Raw genomic sequence first — 23,342 nt, forward strand, 5'->3', positions numbered from 1 at the left:
AGCCACCGGAGGACCGCCCACCCATGCGCGCCGCACTCTGGTTTCTGGCACTTTTTGGCGTGGCCGTCGCGGCCGCGCTGTTCGCGGGCAACAACCAGGGCACGGTGACCCTGTTCTGGCCGCCCTACCGCGTCGATCTGTCGCTCAATCTCGTCCTGCTGCTGCTGGTCGGCGGCTTCGCCACGCTGTATGTGGCGCTGCGCGCCCTGGCCGCGCTGCTGGAGCTGCCCCGCCAGGCGCGGCGCTGGCGCGCCCAGCAAAAGGAGCGCTCCATGCACGCCGCGCTGCTCGATGCGCTGTCGCAGCTGCTGGCCGGGCGCTTCATCCGATCGCGCAAGGCCGCCACCGCCGCCCTCGCGCAAGAAAGCGCGCTGGAGGCATCGGGCGAGGCCGTGCCGCACGGCCGCCAATTGCGCACGCTGGCCCACCTGGTGGCCGCCGAAAGCTCGCACGCCCTGCAGGACCGCGCCACGCGCGAGGCGCATTTGCAGAACGCGCTCAACAACATTCCCGACCGCGCGCCGGTCACCGAACTGGAGCTGCGCGAAGGCGCACACCTGCGCGCGGCCCGCTGGTCGCTGGACGAGCGCGATGCCAACGCCGCGCTCGAACGCCTGGCCGCCCTGCCCCAGGGCGCGGCCCGGCGCACGCTGGCGCTGCGCGCGCGCCTGAAGGCCACGCGCCTGGCCCACCAGACCCAGGAAGCCCTGGAGACCGCGCGGCTGCTGGGCAAGCACCGGGCGTTTTCGCCCGCCGCAGCGCAGAGCATCGTGCGCGGCCTGGCCATGGAACTGCTGAACGGCGCGCACGACCCGGCCCAGCTGCAGCAGGTGTGGATGTCGCTGGAGCCCGCCGAGCGCGCCATGCCCGAGCTGGCCATCCACGCGGCGCAGCGCCTGAGCACCCTGGGCGGCGATGCCGGCCAGGTGCGCCAGTGGCTGCTGCCCGTGTGGGAACGCATGGTGGAACTGCCGCACGCCCTTCCTGACCACCAGGCGCTCAAGCTGGTGCGCGCCCTGGAAAACAACCTGGATGCGCTCGACGCCGCGTGGCTCGCCCGCATCGAAGCGGCGCAGCAGGCCAACCCCCGCGATGCGCGCCTGCAGTACCTGGCCGCCATGGCCTGCCTGCGGCGCCAGCTGTGGGGCAAGGCGCAGCAGCTGTTCACCCAGTCCACCGGGCAATTGGGCGATGCCAGCCTGCGCTGCAGCGCGTGGCGCCACCTGGCCGAACTGGCCGAGCAGCGCGGCGACGCCACGGCGGCGGCCACAGCCTGGAAGAACGCCGTACTGGCGTCCTGACGCAAGGCGGGGCCCAGGCGCCGTGCCTGGGCTTGCGCCCACCCCTCTCTGCGGCCGCCCGAGGCCGGGCTCCGCCCTTGACCGTGGGCCGCGTTACGTCAACGCGACGGCCGGTGCCGCATCCAGATTCCAACCGCCCTCCTCCCACGTCCAGACCCGCTGCGGCGCCAGCGCCCGCAAGAAATGCCGGTCGTGCGACACCACCAGCAGCGCGCCGGTGAACGACGCCAGCGCGGACTGCAGCGCCGCCACGGCCCGCGCATCGAGGTGGTTGGTGGGCTCGTCCAGCAGCAGCATCTGCGCCGGATCGCCGCTCCACAGCGCACAGGCCAGCGCGGCCCTGATGCGCTCGCCGCCGCTCAAGGTGCCTGCCGGCCGCTGCAAGCAGGCGGCGTCCAGCCCCAGCTGCGCCAGCCGGGTGCGCAGCGCAGCGGGCGGCAGGGGGGAGCCGGTCTGCGCCAGCCGCTCCAGCACGCTCAGCGCGGGCGGCAGCAACGCCGCGCTGTGCTGGTCGAGCCAGGCCGTGCGCACCATGCAATGCACCCGGCCCGAGGCGGGTGCCAGCTGCCCCGCCACCATGCGCAGCAGCGTGGTCTTGCCGCAGCCGTTCGGGCCGGTGATGGCGATGCGCACCGGCCCGCTCCACACTCCGTCGAGCGCCTGGGGCGGGCCGCTGCGCAGTGGCGACCACGGCAGGGGCGGCACGGCCCGCTCCAGCCGCAGCACCGGCTTGGACTGCGCAATGGCGCTGTCCGGCAACGGCAGCGCCAGGGCCGTGGCGGGCGCCACCCGGCCGGCGGCCTCGCGCACGGCGGCATCCAGCCGCTCGCCCGCCTGCTGGCGGCGCACATGCTCCCGGCCTGCGAAGGCCTCGGCATTGCTTTTTTGAAGGCCCAGCAGCAGGGGCGACTGGTTCGTGTCCTGGCCTGCCGCGCGGCCACGGGCGGCCCGCCGCATCTGCGCGTCGTGCTGGCGCCGCAAATCGCGCTGCGCGGCATCGCGTTCGGCGCGCGCATGGTGCAGCGCGGCCTGGGCTGCCTGGGCCTCGGCATCGCGCTGCGCCGCATAGACATCCCACGCACCGCCGTAGTGGCGCAGGCCCTGGGGGCTGAGTTCGGCGATGCGGTCCACCGCCTCCAGCAGCGCGCGGTCGTGCGTGGCCACCAGCACCGCGCCCCGCCAGTCCGCCAGGGCTGACAGCAGCCAGCGCCGGGCGGGCGCATCGAGGTGGTTGGTGGGCTCGTCCAGCAGCAGCACGTCGGCACCCGAGAGAAAAGCGCCCGCCAGGGCCACGCGGGCGCGCTCGCCGCCGCTCAGGCAGGCCGCTTCGCGATCCGGGGACAGGTGGCCCAGCCCCACGCCGTCGAGCGCGCGCTGCCAGCGGGCCGCGCAGTCCCACTGCCCGTCCGCGAGCAGCAGGTCGGCTTCATCGCCCTGCCCGGCCTCCAGCCGGGCCAGCGCCCCCAGCACGGTATCGATCCCCGCCAGCGCCGCCACGGTGGCGCCCGCGCGGTGCTGGTCCACCGCATGCAGGCGGCCCGGCCGCTCCACCGTGCCCGAGGCCGGCGCCAGCGTGCCGGCCGCCAGGGCAAGCAGCACGCTCTTGCCCACGCCGTTGTCGCCCACCAGGCCGGTGATGCCGGGGGCGAGGTGGAGCGTGGGCGGCTCGGCCCAGAGCGCCTCGCCGTCGGGCCGCAGCCATTGCACGTGGCCCAGGCGCAGCAACGCACCCTCCCGCGCAGGCGGCGGGGCGGAAACCACCAGGGGAGAAGACGTGGAAGAAGAGGAAAGGGAAACGGATGCGGTGCGCGCTGCACCGCGGGGCGGACGGGCGTCCGCGTTGAATGTCGCCATGGTCGAGCTCCAAGCCATCGAATCGGCCGCCTCCCCGGATCGGTGGGGGAAGCGGAACGGACGAAGGGGGCTTACAGGCGCATGGGTGAAGAACCTCGGTGGCGGCGATCGGAGCGATCGAAGGCCCGGACTATACGGCGGCAGGAATGGCAACGCAAATTCACTTAGGTGAAATTGATTACGGATAGTACAATTTTTAGATCCACAAGACGGAGACCGCCATGAACGCCGTGCCAAGCCCCAAACCCGACCTGTCCACCCTGCCCCCGCCCGCCGCCGTGCAGCAGTTGCACCACTACGCCTACAAGGCGCGCGACGCCGAGGAGACGCGGCAGTTCTACGAAGACATCCTGGGGCTGCCGCTGTACCACATCATCCAGAGCGACTACGTGCCCAGCACGGGCGAATACTGCCCCTACACGCACTTCTTCTTCCGCCTGAAGGACGGCTCGTTCATCGCCTTCTTCGACCTGGGCGACGATGTGAAGGCCGAGCCCTCGCCCAACACCCCGCTGTGGGTCAACCACATCGCGTTCCGCGTGGACACGGTGCAGGAACTGGAGAACACCAAGGCCCGGCTGGAGGCGCATGGCGTCGAGGTGCTCGGCGTGACCGATCACCACATCTTCAAGAGCATCTACTTCTTCGATCCGAACGGCATCCGGCTGGAGCTGTCGGCGCAGCTGGCCGATGCGCAGCAGATGGAAAAGGACAGCACGGTGGCCCACCAGCGCCTGAAAGAGTGGACCGCGCGCAAGGAGCAGTGGCGCAAGGAGCGCGCCGAGGGCAAGAGCGCCGCGCCGCTCAAGCCGGCGCAGAACGACCGGCCGGAATACGCCAAGGGCTGACCGCCCCGCATCGCTGCACCTCGGCCTGGGCATCAGCCTGGGGCCGGGGCCGGCCGCTCAATCGTCCAGCGTTTCGCGCCCGCGCATGACCTGGTGGCGCTCCCAGTAGTGCTCCAGCGTCGCCTTGAAGCGCTGCTTGTCCTTCTTGAGGCCCGGCAGCTTGAGCTTCGTGGTCTTGGCGCGCAGCAGGCTTTTTTCCGGGTGCGTGATGGTGAGCGAATCGCCCAGGATGCTGTCCTTGAAGGCCATGGCCTTCACCGCGTCCCAGGGCACCGTGGCGCCATCGGCCGAGGTGGCGATGCCTTCGTGGCTCACCTGCACCGTGTGGCCGCCCTTCAGCGCGAACTGGCGCGCCGGGAAGTACTTGAGCACCACCGCCAGTTCCTCGGCATTGGCCGGCTCGTAGCGGTAGGCCAGGCTGCGTTCGTGGCCCTGCGCGAAGGCCTGCTCGTAGTCGCTCCACAGGCGCTGCTCGATGGCGTCGGCCGTCAGGATGTCCTGCGCCCAGGTGCGCTCGGGCGGCCGCACCACGATGGCGCCATAGTCCGATTCGGGCAGCACCCAGCCCACGTTGCGGATGCGCTCGGGCATCAGCGGATGGGTGTCGAACGGATGGGGCACGTTGGCGGTCTGCATCGCGGTGCGGAACTCCGCCGACTGCGCATAGGGCGGCAGCCCGCGCGAGATGAAGTGCGCGATGCCCAGATCGCCCGCCAGTTGCTCTTCCTTGTCGAACAGGTCGCTCTCGATCTTGTGGCGGTACTTGGCATAGGCCGCGATCTTGACCAGCGACTGCCCGATGGCCTGGGGCGACACCAGTTGCGCGGCGATGCGGTCGGCCTGGAACTCGCGCGCCCGGCTGTCGCGGGCCAGCGCCCATTCGAAGATCAGGCGGTACAGGCCCAGCAGCGGGGACACCACCGCCGTCAGGCCAGAGTTGCGCATGGCATGGTGGTACTGGTCGTACTGCACCAGTTTCGGCCCCAGGCGCGCGCTGCTTTCGGTGTCGCCGCCGCCCAGGTGGGCCAGCTCGTGGGCGAACACCGCGTCGGCCTCGGACTGGTCGAGCAGGCGCAGCAGCGGAATGCTGACGAACAGCGTGCGCCCGGTCAGCTCCTGCCCCGCCACGTGGATGGGCGATTCGGTCACGAAGAAATTGGCGTCGATGCCGGCCACGATGTGCTGCGGCGGCGCGGTCTGGAGCCGCGCGGCCATGTGGCGGATGCGCTGCCACAGCAGCGGCGCGTCGGCCTCCTGCACCCGCTCGCCCTCGACCTCGCTGTGGCGGTTCACCCGCTTGAAGATGCCCACGACGGCCAGCACCACGGCCACCGCCACGCCGATCGCCACCGCGATGATGAGCTTGGGCGAATAGCGGTGCCAGAAATACGCCGTCACCCAGAACGACAGCCAGGCCACCATCGCGCCCTGCACCACCACCTCCAGCGCGCTCGCGGCGGTCATCAGGCGCCAGCCGGCGACGAAGCTCGCGTGCTGCAGCCGGCGGTTGACGAAGGCCAACGCGCCGAGCGCCAGCGCGGCCACCAGCACCAGCGCGCCGGCCACCAGCGTCCACAGCGCCACGGTGCGCGCCATGAAGAACTGCCAGTTGTTGGAATACGGCGGACACATGGCCTGGCGGTATTCCTGTGCATCCGGCGTGCGGTCGGTGCAGATCGTGGACGGCGGATGGGCGCGGTAATAGTCCTTTTGCTCCTGCTTGTCCACCGGGGACAGGTCCTTGGCGGCTTCGATGCGCGGCACGATGGCGGCGAGAAACTTCGCGTCCAGGTCGCGCTGCACGTGGCCGGCGAAGAACAGGGTGATCAGCGGCACCGCGAACAGCGACAGCACCGATAACAGAAAGGCTTTGCCGAGACCGGCGCGCAGCGAGGGGTGAAGGGCCATGGGTACGGGATGTTGGAATGGGAATGGGACCTTGGCGGCACGGCACGGAGCCGGCGGCACCCTGGCGGATGCACCGGATGGCTCCGAGGCCGACGATTATCGGCAGGCATCTTGCTCACATCCCCTTGCAGCGTTCGGCAAAAGGTAACAAAGCGATAGCAGATCAGGCCCGCCCGCCATGCGCCGCACGCGCGGGGCGGCAATGCCACTGCCTTAAAATGCCCGGTCTCCTCCTTGACCCGAAGCCCAGGCAGCCGCCTGCCCGTTGGCCTCTTCTTGCACCCACCAGACCCCATGAGCTCGCCCCTGAACCAACCCGGCCTTGAAAGCCTGTCCAAATCCTTCGAGCCCGCTGCCATCGAGGCCCATTGGGGTCCCGAGTGGGAACGCCGGGGCTATGGCGAGGCAGGCCACCGCGGCTCGCGCCAGGCCCAGGCAGGCGAGCCCGCCTTCGCCATCCAGTTGCCGCCGCCCAACGTGACGGGCACGCTGCACATGGGCCATGCGTTCAACCAGACCATCATGGACAGCCTCACGCGCTACCACCGCATGAAGGGCTTCAACACGGCGTGGATTCCGGGCACCGACCACGCGGGCATCGCCACGCAGATCGTGGTGGAGCGCCAGTTGCAGGAACAAGGCATCAGCCGCCACGACATGGGCCCGACACCGCCCGAGGCGCGCAAGAACTTCGTCGCCAAGGTCTGGGAGTGGAAGGAACACAGCGGCAACACCATCACCACGCAGATGCGCCGCATGGGCGACAGCGTGGACTGGAGCCGCGAATACTTCACCATGGACGACAAGCTCTCCAAGGTGGTCACCGACACCTTCGTGCGCCTGTACCAGCAGGGCCTGATCTACCGCGGCAAGCGCCTGGTGAACTGGGACCCGAAACTGCAGTCCGCCGTGTCCGACCTCGAAGTGGAAAGCGAAGAGAAGGACGGCTCGCTCTGGCACATCGCCTATCCGCTGACCGATGGCAGCGGCAGCCTCACGGTGGCCACCACCCGCCCCGAGACCATGCTGGGCGACGTGGCGCTGATGGTGCACCCCGAGGACGAGCGCTACACCGCGCTCATCGGCAAGACGGTCACGCTGCCGCTGGTGGGCCGCGAGATCCCCATCATTGCCGACGCGTACGTGGACAAGGAATTCGGCACCGGCGTGGTCAAGGTCACGCCCGCGCACGACCCCAACGACTACCAGGTCGGCCAGCGCCACAACCTGCCGATGATCATCGTGCTGACCTTGCAGGCCACCATCAACGAGAACGCGCCGGCCAAGTACCAGGGCCTGGACCGCTTCGTAGCCCGCAAGGCCATCGTGGCCGACCTGGAAGCCGCGGGCGCCCTGGTCGAGACCAAGAAGCACAAGCTGATGGTGCCCATCTGCACCCGCACGGGCCAGGTGGTCGAGCCCATGCTCACCGACCAGTGGTTCGTGGCCATGAGCAAGGTCAGCGACCAGGACCCGACTGGCAAGAGCATTGCCAAAAAAGCCATCGACGCCGTGGCCTCCGGCGAAGTGCAGTTCGTGCCCGAGAACTGGGTCAACACCTACAACCAGTGGATGAACAACATCCAGGACTGGTGCATCAGCCGCCAGCTGTGGTGGGGCCACCAGATCCCGGCGTGGTACGACGAAGCGGGCAACGTGTACGTGGCGCGCGACGAGGCCGAGGCCCAGGCGCAGGCTGGCGCGGGCGCCCGGCTCACGCGCGACGAGGACGTGCTGGACACCTGGTATTCCGCCGCGCTCGTGCCCTTCTCCTCGCTCGGCTGGCCCGAGGCGCTGGACGATCCCTCCGCCACCAAGGACTACGACCTGTACCTGCCCTCTTCCGTGCTGGTGACGGGCTACGACATCATCTTCTTCTGGGTCGCCCGGATGATCATGATGACCACGCACTTCACCGGCCGCGTGCCGTTCAAGCACGTGTACATCCATGGCCTGGTGCGCGATGCGCAGGGCAAGAAGATGAGCAAGTCCGAGGGCAACGTGCTCGACCCGGTGGACCTGATCGACGGCATCGCGCTCGACCCCCTGCTGGAAAAGCGCTCCACCGGCCTGCGCCGCCCCGAGACGGCGCCCCAGGTGCGCAAGAACACGCAAAAGGAGTTTCCCGAGGGCATTCCCGCCTACGGCGCCGATGCGCTGCGCTTCACCTTCGCGGCACTGGCCAGCCTGGGCCGCAGCATCAACTTCGACAGCAAGCGCTGCGAGGGCTACCGCAACTTCTGCAACAAGCTCTGGAACGCCAGCCGCTTCGTGCTGATGAACTGCGAAGGCCAGGACTGCGGGCTGCAGGAGCACACCCAGGCCGATTGCGAAGGCGGCGGCTATCTGGCCTTCAGCCAGCCCGACCGCTGGATCGTCTCGCTGCTGCAGCAGGTCGAGGCCGAGGTGGCCAAGGGCTTTGCCGAGTTCCGCCTGGACAACGTGGCCAACACGATCTACGACTTCGTCTGGAACGAGTTCTGCGACTGGTATCTGGAGATCGCCAAGGTGCAGATCCAGACCGGCACGCCGGCCGAGCAGCGCGCCACGCGCCGCACGCTCATCCGCACCCTGGAAACCATCCTGCGCCTGGCGCACCCGCTGATCCCGTTCATCACCGAAGCCCTGTGGCAGAAGGTCGCGCCCGTGGCCGGCCGCGCAGGCGAATCGGTCAGCATCGCCGCCTATCCGCAGGCGCAGCCGGAGAAGATCGACGAAGCCGCCATCGCCCACGTGGCGCGCCTGAAGGCCTTCGTGGACGCCTGCCGCACGCTGCGCGGCGAGATGAACGTCTCGCCCGCCACGCGCCTGCCGCTGTACGCCGTGGGCGATGCGGCCTTCATGCGCTCGGCGGCACCCGCGTTGCAGGCCCTGGCCAAGCTCAGCGAGGTGCAGGTGTTCGAAGACGATGCCGCCTGGGCCGCCGCCGCGCAGGCCGCGCCCGTGGCCGTGGTGGGCGATGTCCGCCTGTGCCTGCACATGGAAATCGACGTGGCGGCCGAAAAGGCCCGCCTGTCCAAGGAGATCGCCCGCATCGACGGCGAGATCACCAAGGCCCAGGCCAAGCTGTCCAACGAGGCCTTCGTGGCCAAGGCACCGCCCGCCGTGATCGACCAGGAGAAAAAACGCGTGGCCGATTTCGGCGCCACGCTGGCGCGTCTGCGCGACCAGCTCGCACGGCTGGCTTGATAGCGCAGGCTTCGCCCCCACGTTCACCCTTTACGACACCGACTGACCGACCCCAAGAAGGACCATCGATGACCGACAACACTTCCGCGATCCGCAAAGCCGTGTTCCCCGTGGCAGGCCTGGGCACCCGCTTCCTGCCCGCCACCAAGGCATCCCCCAAGGAAATGCTCCCCGTGGTGGACAAGCCCCTGATCCAGTACGCGGTCGAGGAAGCCTATTCCGCCGGCATCCGCCACATGATCTTCGTGACCGGCCGCAGCAAGCGCGCCATCGAAGACCATTACGACACCGCCTACGAGCTGGAAAACGAACTCGAAGCCGCCGGCAAGAACGACCTGCTGCAGCTGGTGCGCTCGGTCGCCCCCAGCGACATGGACTGCGCCTTCGTGCGCCAGCCCCGCTCGCTGGGCCTGGGCCACGCCGTGCTGTGCGCCGAGCCGCTGGTCGGCCGCGAGCCCTTCGCCGTGCTGCTGGCCGATGACCTGATGGTCGGCGCGCCCGGCGGCCAGCCCGTGCTGGCGCAGATGGCCACCGCCTTCCGCAAGCAGGGCCGCTCGCTGCTGGCCGTGCAGGAAGTACCCGCCGACCAGGTGCGCCGCTACGGCATCGTGGCCGGCGAGCCCGCCGGCGGCCCGCTGATCCGCATCGACCGCATCGTGGAAAAGCCCGCACCGGAAGACGCCCCTTCGCGCATGGGCGTGGCCGGCCGCTACATCCTCACGCCTGGCGTGTTCGACGAGATCCGCAACCAGCCCCAGGGCGTGGGCGGCGAGATCCAGCTGACCGATGCCATTGCCCGCCTCATGGCGCGCGAGGCCGTGTACGCGTTCCGCTACGAAGGAAAGCGCTACGACTGCGGCAGCAAGGAAGGCTTTCTGGAAGCAACGGTGGAACTGGCGCTGCAGCACCCGCAGGTGGGCGCCGCCTTCCGCGAGTACCTCAAGACCGTGGAGATCTGAAGAAGGCGCAGGGCCCGGCGCGGCCCTGCACAGTGGCCCAGACGGAAATGGGCCCGGTCATCGCGGTGTCGAACCGGTGCGGGGCTGATTGAAGCGGCTGAAACGGAAAGGCCGCCCTGCTGGCGCTCAGCGCCGGCGCAGCAGGTGGATGAATTCGTCGCCCACCGTCTGCTGCTCGACCAGCTCGTTGCCCGTCTGCTTGGCGAATGCCTGGAAGTCGCGCAGCGAGCCATTGTCGGTAGAGACCACCTTGAGCAACTGGCCGCTCACCATGTCGGCCAGCGCCTTCTTGGCCTTGAGAATGGGCAGCGGGCAGTTGAGACCGCGGGTGTCGATTTCCTTGTGGATGTCCATCACATGCTTCCTGGGCGAATGAGCCCCATTCTAAGCAGCCGAAGGGGCTGCACCGCTCTGGAATAAATCCACGAATTCGGGTTCGATGCCTTGCGTTCGCAGCCAGTCCGCCAAGGCATAGCCGGTGCCCGCGGGCCAGCATTTCACAGCCTCGGGCGCCAGCAGGCGGTAGTCCACCAGTTCGGGCGACAGCCGCACCTCGCCATGCGCCACCGCGTGGTAGGCGATGATGATTTGGTTCATGCGCTGGAAGTCGTAAACGCCGATGAGCGCCAGCGCGCTCACATCGAGGTTGGTCTCTTCCTTGATCTCGCGCGTGATGCCCTCCTGGGGCGTCTCGCCCGCCTCCATGAAGCCCGTGATCAGCGCGTACTGCTTGCCTGCCCAGGCGGCATTGCGCGCCAGCAGCACCTGCCCGTCGCGCACCACTACCGCCGCCAGCACGGGCGTCGGGTTGTTCCAGTGCGTCCAGCCGCAGGCCGGGCAGCGCAGGCGCTCGACATCGCCGCCATCCTCGGCCACCGTGATGCGCGCCAGGGGCGTGGCGCAGTGGGTGCAAAAGCGGGTTTGGTACATAGGCGCTACATTTTCAATAGCAAACAAGGCAATGAATACACCGGCATGCGGCCTTTTTCAGCCTGAACGCCGGTGCGGCGCTCCATCTAAGGCATCCCAGCGGCCGGCTCACGCCGGGAACACGCCCGTGGACAGGTAACGGTCGCCCCGGTCGCAGACCACGAAGACGATGGTTGCATTAGATTCGCGCCGCGCGATCTCCTGCGCGGCCCAGCAGGCGCCCGCCGCCGAGATGCCGGCAAAGATGCCCTCTTCGCGCGCCATGCGCCGGCACATGTCCTCGGCGTCGTCCTGGCCCACGTTGATCGTCTCGTCCACCGCGCTCGGGTCGTATATCTTGGGCAGGTATTCCTGCGGCCACTTGCGGATGCCGGGGATGCGCGAACCGTCCTTGGGCTGCGCGCCGATGATCTGGATGGCGGGGTTCTTTTCCTTCAGGAAACGCGACACGCCCGTGATGGTGCCCGTGGTGCCCATGGCGCTCACGAAGTGAGTGATGCGCCCTTCGGTCTGCTCCCACAGTTCGGGGCCCGTGGTCTCGTAATGGATGCGCGGGTTGTCAGGGTTGGCGAACTGGTCCAGCACCACGCCCTTGCCCTGCTTGACCATGGTTTCGGCCAGATCGCGCGCGTATTCCATGCCGCCGCTCTTGGGGGTGAGGATCAGCTCCGCGCCGAAAGCCTTCATGGTCTGCGCGCGCTCCACCGACAGGTCCTCCGGCATCACCAGCACCATGCGGTAGCCCTTGATGGCCGCGGCCATGGCGAGCGCGATGCCGGTGTTGCCCGAGGTGGCCTCGATCAGTGTGTCGCCGGGTTTGATGTCTCCCCGCTCCTGCGCCCGGCGGATCATCGACAGCGCGGGCCGGTCCTTGACCGATCCGGCCGGATTGTTGCCCTCCAGCTTGCCCAGCACCACGGTGCCCCGCTCTGCGTTCTCTTGCGCGCCGATGCGCTGCAGCGCAACCAAAGGGGTGTGTCCAATCGCGTCTTCGATGGTGGGATAGGTCTTCATAGCGCGCTACTGTGCCATAATTCGCGGCTTCGATCTTCGCGTCGCCCGGGTGGTGGAATTGGTAGACGCAGGGGACTCAAAATCCCCCGCCGCAAGGCGTGCCGGTTCGATTCCGGCCCCGGGCACCATGGCTTTCTTGCCATGAATGCACAGCAGCTTCTCCCTCGCTGCATTCCGCGCACTCTGAATGAATGGCCCGCTTTCGCGGGCTTTTTACTTTCTACGGCCCTGTCCTCCCCACGGTGCCAATAGGCATGGCGCTCCAAGTTAAGAACGGTCACCCGGGCTACCGGCCAACAAAAAGCCCCGGTGCGTCACCGCACTGGGGCTTTTCAACCGCAGAGGCACAAGCGCCTCCGCCGGCATTACTTCACGGCGTCCTTGATGTTCTCTTTGGCGTCGCCGTAGTTCTTCTGGGTGGTGCCCTCGACCTGCTTGGCAATGCCCTTGGCTTGCTGCTCGGGGCTGTTGATCAGCTCGCCGGTCTTTTGTTGAACCTTGCCTGCCACGTCCTTCAATGCGCCCTTGACTTGATCGGTGTTCATGGTGATTCCTTTCGGTGAGGTATGTGCAAAACAAAATGGCTTTGCATGACCTGAAGGCTAAGACCCGATCCGCAGGGCCCGCGCGGGCGGAAGCCATCCGTTGGCGTCAGCAGGTACCTACACAAGAAAAAACCCGCAACGTGGCAACGTGCGGGTTGGTGTATTCGAGGTCGGGTGGATTGATCAAGGCGCGGTCGTGGCGTTCATCAAGTCCAGGTCCACGGCGTTCCAACCGCTGCCACGCGCATTCTTTATTTCGTCCACTTGCGCTGAACCTTGGGCTTGACCCGAATGTCCACGGCCTTTTGAACTTCAGGGCGGCCGGTCTGGGTATTGGTGTCCACTACATCTTCGAGGGCGATTTTTTCCACCTCGGAGTTTGTTTCTTCTTCCAGCTTTTCCAGCATGGCACCCACGCGCTTCTCCGCCTCGGACACCTCCCGCTCGGTCGCGTCACGCGTCATGGGCGGCTCCCGGCGGCCCTGCTGGCCGCGCATTGCACGTGCGGGGGTTCATCCGCTTGTTCGGGCGGCGGGGCGGGCACATCGGGCTCGACCGGCAGGTCGGCCTTGCCAGGGGCGGGTGGATGGGAGGCCATACAAGGTTGAGCGGGTTGAAATGGAAGGTGCTGAATGCGGGCGTCCGGAGGCGAAACCGAGATGCTCTGCTTCCTGCAACTCAGAGACCGCTCATGACCGAAGCGGCCAGGTAGGCGATTCCAAGGCTGGAAAACAGCATGAATCCGGCGAGGACAGTCAGAGTTTCTTTCATATGTTCAATCCTTCAATAGGAACAGACCATCGGAAGCAAGCTATGACTGGCATCCACGACGCTGGGGGCACAAAAATGTTGAGAAAAATCTCCCGAGGTCAGCGGGTGGGTTGACTGCGTCCGCCACCGAACTGCTTTCCACCGCTGTCATCCTTGTTCACCGTGCCACAGGCACGACACTCGGAATCTGGCTTACTGAAACCACGGTGTTCATTGCTATCTTCGATATGTTCGTTTTGGCGCTTTTGCTTTTTTGTGTGCGCCGACTTGTCACCTCTTGGCATGGCTGCTCCTCGGATGGGTTGTCGTGCCGCTTGGGGTTCAACACGCCGTGAAGCAGCACAGGCGATACCTTAAAACTGCCCCCGGCGGGTCGTCTGTAGGACGAGAACGGCTGCGTGGCTGAGTTCAGGCCCTGGCAGGCCATGAAAAAACCCGGCCGCCCTTCCATGGCTGGGAGGGCTGCGCCGGGTACGGATACCGGCATTCGGCCGGATCAGACGGGGAACGGGGGGTGAATGCCTGGGGCTCAGCTTTCCTGGCGGCGGATCAGCTGGCGGCCCGCGTCGGTGATGGCCAGGTCGCCGGCCGGATTCTTGGCCACGTAGCCGCGTTCGTAGAGCCGTCCCGACAGGTGGTGCGTGAGCGCCTCGGGCACGCTGATGGCCCGGCCCAATTCCAGTTGCTTGAGCGCTTCGAGCTCATCCACCGTGGGGTCGAAATGCGGTGCGTGATAAACGGTTCCCATGAAGCTTTCTCCTTGTTGATTGCACAGACGCTGCAGTTCGCTGGACCGAGGCCTTGCGCTTGAGCTGCAGCTGACCCAAAGGGTAGCCGCGCCGCCACCCGCGCGCAATCGGCCGGCGGCACGGAAGGCGCCCGGCGGCTCAACTCGCGGCCATGTCCTGCAACCAGCGGGCGAAGGCGGCCAGCACGGGGGGCTGCGGCTGCGCCGGGGTGATGAGGTAGTAGGCGCGCTCGCCGCGCAGGGGCCGCTCGCACGCCAGCACCAGTTCGCCCCGGGCCCGCTCGGCCTCGATCAGCAGCGGCGGCATGAGCGCCACGCCCAGCCCGTGCGCAGCGGCCACGGCCAACATGGAGAACAGCTCGTACCGCGGCCCGTCGAGCGCGCGGGGCGCCTGCACGTCCATGGCTTCGAACCATTGCCGCCATCCGTAGGGGCGCGTGGTCTGCTGCAGCAGCGGCAGGCTGGCCAGCGCCTGGGGTTCGAGAGGCTGCCCGCCGGGCAACAGGCGGGGGCTGCACACGGGCACCACGTCTTCCTGCAGCAACCGCAGCGCCTGCGTGCCCGGCCAGTTGCTGACCTGCTCGGGCGTGCCGGCATACAGCGCGGCGTCGAAGCCGGTTTCGGCGAACAGGAAGGGCCGCGTGCGCGTCTCGATGTGCACGACGATCTCCGGGTGCGCCTGGGCGAGCAGGGGCAGGCGCGGGATCAGCCAGCGCGTGGCGAAGGTGGGCACGGCGGCGAGCGCGATCGCCCCGCCCTGCCCCTGGTGCGCCATGACATCGAGCGTGTCGCGCTCCAGCCCTTGCAGCCAGCGGCCCACCTGCCGCGCATAGTGATTGCCCGCCGGGGTGAGCGCCACGCCGTGCCGCGTGCGGCGAAACAGCGCCACGCCCAGAAAATCCTCCAGCGCCATGATCTGCCGCGAGACGGCGCTCTGTGTGAGCGCCAGCTCCTGGGCCGCGCGGGTGTAGCTTTCATGGCGGGCAGCCGCCTCGAAGCAGGCCAGTGACTGGGTGGAGGGAAGGGTTCGGCGCATGGTGCGATTTTGGGGCAGATTTTGCCTCACTCCATCGCCAAATATGAGGCAACCGCATGTCTGGATGCACCATCCTCGCTTGCACCGCAATATCCATGCGCCTACCATTGCGCCAACCCTGAAGCCCATGCGCTTTGTGCACACCGGCTACCTTTTTGAACCGACTTTCCCGGAGACACCGACATGGCCCACGCCACCTTCCAATGGAGCGACCCGTTCCTGCTCGACCAGCAACTGACCGACGACGAGCGCATGATTCGCGACGCGGCCGCCGCCTTCTGCCAGGACAAGCTCGCCCCGCGCGTGCTGGAGCAGTTCCGCCATGAAAAGACCGACATCGCCATCTTCCGCGAGATGGGCGAAGTGGGCCTGCTGGGCCCCACCATTCCCGAGCAGTACGGCGGCCCCGGCCTGAACTACGTAGCCTACGGGCTCATCGCCCGCGAGGTCGAGCGCGTGGACTCGGGCTACCGCTCGATGGCCAGCGTGCAAAGCTCCCTCGTGATGGTGCCGATCCACGAGTTCGGCACCGAGGCGCAAAAGCAGAAGTATTTGCCCAAGCTGGCCAGCGGAGAGTGGATCGGCTGCTTCGGCCTGACCGAGCCCGACCACGGCTCCGACCCCGGCAGCATGGCATCGCGCGCCAAGAAGGTGCCGGGCGGCTATTCGCTGTCGGGCGCCAAGATGTGGATCACCAACAGCCCCATCGCCGATGTGTTCGTGGTCTGGGCCAAGGAAGTGTCCGAAGGCGGCGCGGTGGGCCCGATCCGCGGGTTCGTGCTCGAAAAAGGCATGAAGGGCCTGAGCGCGCCGGCCATTCACGGCAAGGTGGGCCTGCGCGCCAGCATCACCGGCGAGATCGTGATGGACGAGGTGTTCGTGCCCGAGGAAAACGCCTTCCCCGAAGTGCAGGGCCTCAAAGGCCCCTTCACCTGCCTGAACAGCGCCCGCTACGGCATCGCCTGGGGCGCGCTGGGGGCGGCGGAGTTCTGCTGGCACACCGCGCGCCAGTACACGCTGGACCGCAAGCAGTTCGGCCGGCCCCTGGCGGCCAACCAGCTCATCCAGAAGAAGCTGGCCGACATGCAGACCGAGATCGCCATCGGCCTGCAGGCCTGCCTGCGCCTGGGCCGCATGAAGGACGACGGCACCGCCTCGGTCGAGGCCACGTCCATCATCAAGCGCAACAGCTGCGGCAAGGCGCTGGACATCGCCCGCATGGCGCGCGACATGATGGGCGGCAACGGCATCAGCGACGAGTTCGGCGTGGCGCGCCATCTGGTGAACCTGGAGGTGGTCAATACCTACGAGGGCACGCACGATGTGCACGCGCTGATCCTGGGCCGGGCCCAGACCGGCATCGCCGCCTTCGCCAACTGAACAGGCGAACGCAAGCACGCGCCCCCGGCCTGGACCGCCAGGGCGGGCCCTGCCGGGCGGTTCATGGCCTTTCAGGCCTCCAGCGCAATCAATACTAGGGCGTATTGCTACTATTTTTATAGCAAAGCGATTTTTGCATGACCACGACCTCCCCCACCCCGGCGGGCGCCCTCGCCGGCATCCGCGTGCTCGACCTGTCCCGCGTGCTCGCCGGCCCCTGGTGCACCCAGGTGCTGGCCGACCTGGGGGCGGACGTGATCAAGGTGGAGCGCCCCGGCGTGGGCGACGACACGCGCCACTGGGGCCCGCCGTTCCTGAAGGACGACGCGGGCAACGACACGGCGCAGGCCGCCTACTTCACGGCCTGCAACCGCAACAAGCGTTCGGTCACCATCGACATGGCCACGCCCGAGGGGCAGGCGCTGATCCGCCAGATGGCGCAGCAGGCCGACGTGGTGGTGGAGAACTTCAAGGTCGGCGGCCTGCGGCAGTACGGACTGGACCACGCCAGCCTGCGCGCGGCCAACCCGCGGCTCATCTACTGCTCGGTGACCGGCTTCGGCCAGGACGGGCCCTATGCCGAGCGCGCCGGCTACGACCTCATGATCCAGGCGATGACGGGCCTGATGAGCATCACCGGCCGGGCCGACGGCGAGCCCGGCGCCGGCCCGCTGCGCGTGGGCGTGGCCGTGATCGACCTGTTCACCGGGCTCTACGCCAGCAACGCCATCCTGGCCGCGCTGCACGTGCGCGAGCGCACCGGCGAAGGCCAGCACATCGACATGGCGCTGCTGGACGTGGGCATGGCCGTGCTGGCCAACCAGGCCTCGGGCTTCCTGGCCACCGGACAGGCGCCGACCCGCCAGGGCAATACGCACCCCAGCCTGGTGCCCTACCAGGACTTTCCCACCGCCGACGGCGCCATGCTGCTGGCCATCGGCAACGACGGGCAGTTCGCACGCTTTTGCGCCACAGCCGGCCGTCCGGAATGGGCACAGGACGCCCGGTTCGCGACCAACCCGCTGCGGGTCAGGAACCGCGCCGAACTGGTCCCTGCCCTGCAGGAGGTGACCCGCACCCGCACCACGGCCGACTGGATCGCCCTGCTGCAGGACAAGGCCGTGCCCTGCGGCCCGGTCAACACGCTGGCCGAGGCGTTCGACGATCCGCAGGTGCAGGCGCGCGGCCTGCGGGTGGAGCAGGCCCGGTGGCCGGCGGGCGAGCCGGGCGACGGCATCGGGCACATCGCCGGGGTGGCGAGTCCCATGCGCCTGTCGGCCACGCCGCCCGTGCTGCACCGGGCACCGCCAGCCCTGGGACAGCACACCGACGAAGTGCTGGCCGGGCTCGGGCTGGACCCGGCGCGGATTGCGCAGCTTCGAGCGGCGAACGTCGTTTAGCCGCATCTGCCTTCCCGATCCCCAAAAAAGCCTTGCCTTCGAGCAAGGCTTTTTTCATGGCGCGCCGCTCCGCTGTACGGAAAGTCAAATATGATTTATTTGATAAAAATGATAATTCAAATAAACTACGTGCATCCGACAGCCCCAAGCTGCTCCTCACGAAGGGGCATCCTTCCACGCCACTTCAGGAATCCTCCCATGAAGCTCAGCCGAAAACTCCCCCTGGTATTCACATTGGCCCTGTTGCTGCTGTTCGCTGCGGCGCTGTTCGGCCTGGGCCGGCTCAATAGCGCACTGACCACGTACCAGACCACGGTCGCCGTCCACACCCAGCAAGAGCGGGTGGCTGCCGACACGCTGGGCGACTTCCGTGTGCAGGTACAGGAATGGAAGAACGTGCTGCTGCGGGGCAAGGACGATGCGCAGCTGTCGCGTTACTGGGCGGCCTTCGAGAAAAGCGAAGGCGCGGTACAGGCCCAGGCCCGCAAGCTGCTGGGCGATTTGCCCACCAGCGACGCGCGCGAGCGGGTCGGCCAGTTCCTGCAGGCACACGAGCGCATGGGGGTGGCCTACCGCAAGGGGTTCGAGACGTTCAAGACCTCCGGGCGGGATGCCGCCGCAGGCGACCAGGCCGTGCAGGGCATGGACCGGGAGCCGGCGCAATTGCTGGAGCAGACGGGCGATCTGATCAGCAAGGCCAGCGCGGCCGTATCCCTGGAAGCCGCATCGGCGGCCCGCCAAGCCAACTGGGTCAGCCTGACCGTGATGCTGGTGGTGTGCGGGGCCAGCATCTTCGGCGCGGTGCTGTTCAGCCGCACCGTGACGGAACCGCTTGGCAACGCGGTGCGCATTTCAGAGGCGGTGGCCTCCGGCGACCTGACCCAAGCCGCCCAGGCGCGCGGCCGCGACGAGATCGCCCAGTTGCTGAACGCGCTCCATGCCATGCAGGGCAGCCTCTCGCAGGTGGTCAGCAACGTGCGCGAAAACGCCGACAGCGTGGCGAACGCCAGCAGCGAGATCGCGCAAGGCAACAACGACCTGTCGGCCCGCACCGAGCAGCAGGCCGGTGCGCTGGAAGAAACCTCGGCCTCGATGGAAGAACTCAGCTCCACCGTGCAGGCCAATGCGGAAAATGCGCGGCAGGCCAACCAGTTGGCCCTGAACGCATCGACCGTGGCCTCCAAGGGCGGCGATGTGGTGTCGGAGGTGGTCAGCACCATGCGCGGCATCAACGACAGCAGCCGCAAGATCGCCGACATCGTGGGCGTGATCGACGGCATTGCCTTTCAGACGAACATCCTGGCACTGAACGCCGCCGTGGAAGCGGCGCGGGCCGGCGAACAAGGGCGCGGCTTCGCGGTGGTGGCCAGCGAGGTGCGCCAGTTGGCCCAGCGCAGCGCCGAAGCGGCCAAGGAGATCAAGACCCTGATCCACGCCAGCGTCACACGCATGCAGCAGGGCTCGGTGCTGGCTGACCAGGCGGGCACCACCATGACCGAGGTGGTCGCCTCGATCCGCCGCGTCACCGACATCGTGGCCGAGATCAGCGCCGCCAGCAGCGAGCAAAGCGCGGGGGTCTCCCAAGTGGGAGAGGCCGTGATGCAGATGGACCAGGCCACCCAGCAGAACGCCGCCCTGGTGGAGCAAAGCGCCGCCGCGGCGGACAGCCTCAAGATGCAGGCGCAGCGACTGGTGCAGGCCGTGGCCGTGTTCCGACTGCACCCGCAGGGCGGCACCCCCGGCCCCCGGCTGCAGGGGGCCGTGAAGGCCGCCTGAGCGTTTGCCCCCCGTAATGACCCTGAAGAATCAGTGACCGAAAGCGCCCGAGACCCATGGCACCACCGGCTGGCAAGAAGATTGCAGCGTGCTCTGCCATTCGGAGCGCGGGCGCAACACGGGAAAATATTAGGACCGGGCTTTCACCATCCCGCTCTAAAATTTGTAAACACGCGTATCCAATGCGTAGGAGGCAGCGATGAAGGCAGTGCAGCAAGAAATTGACGAGCGGACCAATCTCACCGGAACCAATAAGTTCGAGTTGCTGCTCTTTCGGTTGGGCATCGACAACAACCTGGGCAAGTCCGAACTGTTCGGCATCAACGTCTTCAAGATCCGCGAGATCGTGGCGATGCCCAGCATCACCCCCATTGCCGGCGCCACGCCGCATTCGCTGGGCGTGGTCAATCTGCGCGGCCAGATCATTCCGGTGCTCGACCTGCCCTCGATCGTGGGCTGCAAGCCGCAGACGGGCCTGAACATCATGCTGGTGACCGAATATGCGCGCACCACGCAGGCCTTCGCGGTGGAATCGGTGGAAGACATCGTTCGCCTGGACTGGAAGCAGGTGCTCTCCGCCGAAGCCAGCGGCACGGGCGGCCAGCTGGTGACCAGCATCGCCCGCCTGGACGGCAACACCGACGGCTCGCGCCTGGCGCAGGTGCTTGACGTCGAAGCGATCCTGCAGATGGTCTCCCCTTCCGACGAGCACAAGGTCGATCCCCAGAAGGTCGGGCCGCGCCTGAAGCTCAAGCCCGGCACGATGATCCTGGCCGCCGACGACTCGTTCGTGGCCCGGTCGCTCATCGAGAAAGAATTGCAGGTCCTGCAGGCCCCCTACGAGATGACCAAATCTGGCAAGGAGGCATGGGACCGGCTGAACGTCATCGCGCGCGCAGCCGAAGCCGAGGGCAAGACCGCAGCCGATCGCGTCGCGCTGGTGCTGACCGATCTGGAAATGCCCGAGATGGACGGCTTCACGCTCACCCGCAACATCAAGCAGGATGCGCGTCTGAACAAGATTCCGGTGGTCATCCACTCCTCGCTGTCGGGCTCGGCCAACGAAGACCATGTGCGCAGCGTGGGGGCCGACGGCTACGTAGCGAAGTTCGTCGCGGAAGACCTGGCGGAAACCATGCGGCGGGTGCTGCCCAAGTAATCCGGCGGCGCGAAGGTGCGGCGGTGACGTCGCGCTCACTTGCGTGGCCGTGGCTGTGGGTTCAGCGCGGCCGCGCGTAGCCGCCCTCCACCCAGGCCGCCGCGCTGGCACTGGTAAGAACGAAGCCGGGCGACACGCCGACCGAGGCCAGCAATTCGTCGTCCAGCGCCGAATGAGCGCTCAGCGTCGCGGTGGGGTGTTCATCGTCCGGTTCGATGGCCAGCGACACGCGCACACGCTGGTCCTGCACGGTGACCGTGACGGTCTTGTTCAGCTGAGCGTGCAGTTGCTGCTCATGGCGGCGCAGCACTTCCGAGGCCGTCTTGACCAGCGTATGGAAGGCCGAGACATCGAGCGGCTTGGGGTTCTTCTTGTCGCGGCCCATGGTCCAGGGGCCGACCAGCGCGGGCTCGGACTCGCCCCGCAGCGTCATCTCGACGGCCCAGCCATCATCGTCTTCGTTCTTGACGACGCGCGCAGTCCAGCGCTCGTCGCTCCACAAACGGGGTTCCTGCACGGGGGTGGTTTCAGAGTCTTCGGTCATGTCGGCAAGGTCGTGCCATCGGTCGCACGGCGGCGATCCGAAGGCAAAGCCGCAGAGTGTAGAACGGCCGCGCATGGCATGCGGCCGACGGTGCGGTGCATCTCCCTCTTGCCGGCCAGCGCCGTGGCATAGACTGCCCGGATGATCCTGGAAACCGCCCCGCTCACCATCCGCCCCGGGCAGAATGCCGCGTTCGAGCAGGCCTTCGCCGAAGCGCAGCGCCTCATCGCCCGCATGCCGGGATACCTCTCGCACGAGTTGCTCCACTGCGTGGAGCGTCCGCAGGAATACCTGCTGCTGGTGCGCTGGACCACGGTTGAGGCGCATGAGCAGGGTTTTCGACAGTCCGCGGAGTACCAAACGTGGAAATCGCTGCTGCATGGTTTCTACGATCCGTTCCCGACCGTGCTGCATTACGCACCCGTCGCCGGCTTGCCAGATGGCACCGGCACGCACCCCACCGCTACCGTGTGAAGACGGGGCAAAGCCTGACAATGGCGCCCGCGCACGGTCAACCAAAATGGTCATCAGCGCGTCACACACGGGCGCGGCGTGTCGCCTGACCGCCGCCGTCACCCATCGGCCGCCAGACGCTTCATGCGGCGCGGCCACCAGCCAGCGAGGCCTTCCCATGTTCCACCCCGCCCTCCGAATTCTTGCTGCCGGCACCCTGGCCGTGCTGGCCACGGGCTGCGCGGTGCCCGGCGATCCGTACTACGAGTCGGCCTACCCGTCCGCCAACTACCCCTCGGCCAACTATCCGGCCACACCCACGTATCCGTACCCGGCCACCGGCTCGACGTCGATCACGGTGTACGAGCAACCCGCCTACGGCTACAGCCGTCCGGCCTATCCGGTCTATGTGCCGACACCAGCGCCAGCGTATGGCTGGGACCGGCGTGACGACCGCCGAGACGACTGGCGCGAACGTCAGATGCGGGAAGACCGCGAACGCGCCTGGCGTGACCGCCGGGACCGTGAAGCCCGCGAAGCGCGTGATTCGCGCGATGCGGACCGCCGCCGCGACCGCGATGGCCAGCAACGCGCCGACGCCGACCGGCGCCGGGCCGAAATGGACCGCCAGCGCGCCGATCTCGACCGCCAGCGCCGCGAACAGGCCGACCGCGACAACCGGCAGCGCGGCGAAGACCGTCGCCCGCCGGGAGCGCAAGACCAGCGGCCGGCACCGGGCTGGCGTCTGGAGCAAAATCCCCAGAATCGGCCTTGACCGTCCGACCTCACCCACTACTTGAACCTGAACCGATCGCCCTCGGGAACCGGCCATGCACCAGCCCCCTGCCCTCGCTGTCTCTCGCTCTGCCGCCGGGCGCCTTTGCGCCGTGCTGGCCGTGGCGGCATGCGCAGCGGCCCCCTGGACCGCCCAGGCGCAGGTGATGCGCTGCACCGACCCCGGCTCCGGCAAGGTCACCTACACCGACGGCGCTTGCGATAAAGGCACCGCCGTGCGCGAGGTCGAGGCCCGCAAGACCCGCGAGGAAATCGAGGAAGAGCGGGCGCAGGCCCTGCAGGCACTGCAAATCAAACAGCAGCGCCAGCAGATCGAGCGCCAGGAAGCCCAGCAGGAGGCCCGCCAGGACCGCGAGCGTTCCGCCGCCCGGGCGCCGGCCGACCCCTCCCGGTCGCCCGAATGTGCCCGATCGCGCCGCAACCTCGACCGGGTGGCCGGCGAATCGGGACTGGGCAACTACGATGGCCAGGCCCGCATGACGGCCGCCCAGCGCCAGATGGACCTGGATTGCCTCGGCCCGCAGGGCTATGCGGAGGTCGAGCGCTCACGCAGCTACGGCGGTGGCAACGGGGATTATTACGCCCCGCCTGCCGTCGTCGTGGTGCCGCCCCGGCATCCCGTGGTCGTGCAGCCGGCGCTTCCGGTGCCCTCCGCTCCCATTTCCCACTGCAATGTCTTTCGCTGCTACGACCAGCAAGGGAACGTCCGCCCGCGCTGATGGGATGCTGCGG

22 protein-coding genes and 1 tRNA gene are annotated in these 23,342 nt (G+C 67.7%); 12 read left to right on the forward strand and 11 right to left on the reverse strand.

The features are described from left to right. Positions 1–23: 23 nt before the first annotated feature. Positions 24–1,301, forward strand: a complete 1,278-nt coding sequence (locus M5C98_RS16540; RefSeq protein WP_272548536.1) for a heme biosynthesis protein HemY — start codon at positions 24–26, stop codon at positions 1,299–1,301. A gap of 93 nt (positions 1,302–1,394) precedes the next feature. Here M5C98_RS16540 and M5C98_RS16545 read toward each other — a convergent pair whose 3' ends face one another. Further along, the gene (locus M5C98_RS16545; RefSeq protein ID WP_272548537.1) at positions 1,395–3,155 is read right to left on the reverse strand and encodes an ATP-binding cassette domain-containing protein; all 1,761 of its coding nucleotides are present in this window, start codon (positions 3,153–3,155) and stop codon (positions 1,395–1,397) included. A 221-nt stretch (positions 3,156–3,376) separates the two neighbouring features. On the opposite strand from M5C98_RS16545, the gene M5C98_RS16550 reads away from it, so the two are divergent. Next, positions 3,377–4,003, forward strand: coding sequence for a VOC family protein (locus tag M5C98_RS16550; RefSeq protein WP_272548538.1), 627 nt, complete (start codon positions 3,377–3,379; stop codon positions 4,001–4,003). Between the two features lie 57 nt (positions 4,004–4,060). On the opposite strand, the gene M5C98_RS16555 is transcribed toward M5C98_RS16550, so the two are convergent. Further along, complete coding sequence (locus M5C98_RS16555) at positions 4,061–5,911, reverse strand: M48 family metallopeptidase (RefSeq protein WP_272548540.1); 1,851 nt, start codon at positions 5,909–5,911, stop codon at positions 4,061–4,063. Positions 5,912–6,205: 294 nt separating this feature from the next. Between M5C98_RS16555 and M5C98_RS16560 the strand changes: the two genes are divergently transcribed. Together M5C98_RS16560 and galU are read left to right on the forward strand one after the other, a co-directional pair. Continuing rightward, positions 6,206–9,100, forward strand: a complete 2,895-nt coding sequence (locus M5C98_RS16560; protein ID WP_272548542.1) for a valine--tRNA ligase — start codon at positions 6,206–6,208, stop codon at positions 9,098–9,100. A gap of 68 nt (positions 9,101–9,168) precedes the next feature. Then, positions 9,169–10,059 (forward strand): UTP--glucose-1-phosphate uridylyltransferase GalU, encoded by an 891-nt coding sequence (gene galU, locus M5C98_RS16565; RefSeq protein ID WP_272548543.1) that lies wholly within the window; start codon positions 9,169–9,171, stop codon positions 10,057–10,059. A 126-nt stretch (positions 10,060–10,185) separates the two neighbouring features. Here the strand turns inward: galU and M5C98_RS16570 are convergent, their stop codons facing one another. The 3 genes from M5C98_RS16570 to cysM form a co-directional block, all read right to left on the reverse strand. Next, positions 10,186–10,413, reverse strand: a complete 228-nt coding sequence (locus tag M5C98_RS16570; protein ID WP_272548545.1) for a sulfurtransferase TusA family protein — start codon at positions 10,411–10,413, stop codon at positions 10,186–10,188. A gap of 30 nt (positions 10,414–10,443) precedes the next feature. Beyond that, a complete protein-coding gene (locus M5C98_RS16575) occupies positions 10,444–10,989 on the reverse strand; it encodes an NUDIX hydrolase (RefSeq protein WP_272548546.1) in 546 nt (181 codons plus the stop codon). 108 nt (positions 10,990–11,097) lie between these two features. Then, on the reverse strand, positions 11,098–12,003 hold the full coding sequence (gene cysM / locus M5C98_RS16580; protein ID WP_272548547.1) for a cysteine synthase CysM: 906 nt from the start codon (positions 12,001–12,003) through the stop codon (positions 11,098–11,100). A 43-nt stretch (positions 12,004–12,046) separates the two neighbouring features. Between cysM and M5C98_RS16585 the strand changes: the two genes are divergently transcribed. Beyond that, a tRNA-Leu gene (locus M5C98_RS16585) sits at positions 12,047–12,131 on the forward strand. Positions 12,132–12,368: 237 nt separating this feature from the next. Here M5C98_RS16585 and M5C98_RS16590 read toward each other — a convergent pair. The 5 genes from M5C98_RS16590 to M5C98_RS16610 form a co-directional block, all read right to left on the reverse strand. Further along, on the reverse strand, positions 12,369–12,548 hold the full coding sequence (locus tag M5C98_RS16590) for a CsbD family protein (protein WP_272548548.1): 180 nt from the start codon (positions 12,546–12,548) through the stop codon (positions 12,369–12,371). A 251-nt stretch (positions 12,549–12,799) separates the two neighbouring features. After that, positions 12,800–13,012, reverse strand: coding sequence for a hypothetical protein (locus tag M5C98_RS16595; RefSeq protein WP_272548550.1), 213 nt, complete (start codon positions 13,010–13,012; stop codon positions 12,800–12,802). 405 nt (positions 13,013–13,417) lie between these two features. After that, positions 13,418–13,603 carry a hypothetical protein gene (locus tag M5C98_RS16600; protein WP_272548551.1) on the reverse strand — a complete coding sequence of 62 codons (186 nt, stop codon included), beginning with the start codon at positions 13,601–13,603 and terminating at the stop codon, positions 13,418–13,420. Between the two features lie 245 nt (positions 13,604–13,848). Continuing rightward, on the reverse strand, positions 13,849–14,067 hold the full coding sequence (locus M5C98_RS16605; RefSeq protein ID WP_272548552.1) for a hypothetical protein: 219 nt from the start codon (positions 14,065–14,067) through the stop codon (positions 13,849–13,851). 139 nt (positions 14,068–14,206) lie between these two features. Next, on the reverse strand, positions 14,207–15,103 hold the full coding sequence (locus tag M5C98_RS16610) for a LysR substrate-binding domain-containing protein (RefSeq protein ID WP_272548553.1): 897 nt from the start codon (positions 15,101–15,103) through the stop codon (positions 14,207–14,209). Between the two features lie 183 nt (positions 15,104–15,286). On the opposite strand from M5C98_RS16610, the gene M5C98_RS16615 reads away from it, so the two are divergent. The 4 genes from M5C98_RS16615 (at position 15,287) to M5C98_RS16630 (ending at position 20,818) form a co-directional block, all read left to right on the forward strand. After that, the gene (locus M5C98_RS16615; RefSeq protein ID WP_272548554.1) at positions 15,287–16,483 is read left to right on the forward strand and encodes an acyl-CoA dehydrogenase; all 1,197 of its coding nucleotides are present in this window, start codon (positions 15,287–15,289) and stop codon (positions 16,481–16,483) included. Between the two features lie 137 nt (positions 16,484–16,620). Next, positions 16,621–17,883, forward strand: coding sequence for a CaiB/BaiF CoA transferase family protein (locus M5C98_RS16620; protein ID WP_272548555.1), 1,263 nt, complete (start codon positions 16,621–16,623; stop codon positions 17,881–17,883). A 198-nt stretch (positions 17,884–18,081) separates the two neighbouring features. Next, the gene (locus tag M5C98_RS16625; protein WP_272548556.1) at positions 18,082–19,659 is read left to right on the forward strand and encodes a methyl-accepting chemotaxis protein; all 1,578 of its coding nucleotides are present in this window, start codon (positions 18,082–18,084) and stop codon (positions 19,657–19,659) included. A gap of 199 nt (positions 19,660–19,858) precedes the next feature. Next, on the forward strand, positions 19,859–20,818 hold the full coding sequence (locus M5C98_RS16630; protein ID WP_272548557.1) for a chemotaxis protein: 960 nt from the start codon (positions 19,859–19,861) through the stop codon (positions 20,816–20,818). 61 nt (positions 20,819–20,879) lie between these two features. Here M5C98_RS16630 and M5C98_RS16635 read toward each other — a convergent pair whose 3' ends face one another. Next, positions 20,880–21,362 carry a hypothetical protein gene (locus M5C98_RS16635; protein ID WP_272548558.1) on the reverse strand — a complete coding sequence of 161 codons (483 nt, stop codon included), beginning with the start codon at positions 21,360–21,362 and terminating at the stop codon, positions 20,880–20,882. A gap of 141 nt (positions 21,363–21,503) precedes the next feature. On the opposite strand from M5C98_RS16635, the gene M5C98_RS16640 reads away from it, so the two are divergent. The 3 genes from M5C98_RS16640 (at position 21,504) to M5C98_RS16650 (ending at position 23,329) form a co-directional block, all read left to right on the forward strand. Further along, positions 21,504–21,836, forward strand: a complete 333-nt coding sequence (locus M5C98_RS16640; protein WP_272548559.1) for an antibiotic biosynthesis monooxygenase family protein — start codon at positions 21,504–21,506, stop codon at positions 21,834–21,836. 157 nt (positions 21,837–21,993) lie between these two features. Beyond that, positions 21,994–22,590: a hypothetical protein gene (locus tag M5C98_RS16645; RefSeq protein WP_272548560.1), complete on the forward strand. Its 597-nt coding sequence runs from the start codon at positions 21,994–21,996 to the stop codon at positions 22,588–22,590. 55 nt (positions 22,591–22,645) lie between these two features. Continuing rightward, a complete protein-coding gene (locus M5C98_RS16650; RefSeq protein ID WP_272548562.1) occupies positions 22,646–23,329 on the forward strand; it encodes a DUF4124 domain-containing protein in 684 nt (227 codons plus the stop codon). Positions 23,330–23,342: the final 13 nt, after the last annotated feature.

The sequence above is a fragment of the Acidovorax sp. NCPPB 3576 genome, from assembly GCF_028473605.1.
GTDB lineage: Bacteria > Pseudomonadota > Gammaproteobacteria > Burkholderiales > Burkholderiaceae_C > Paracidovorax.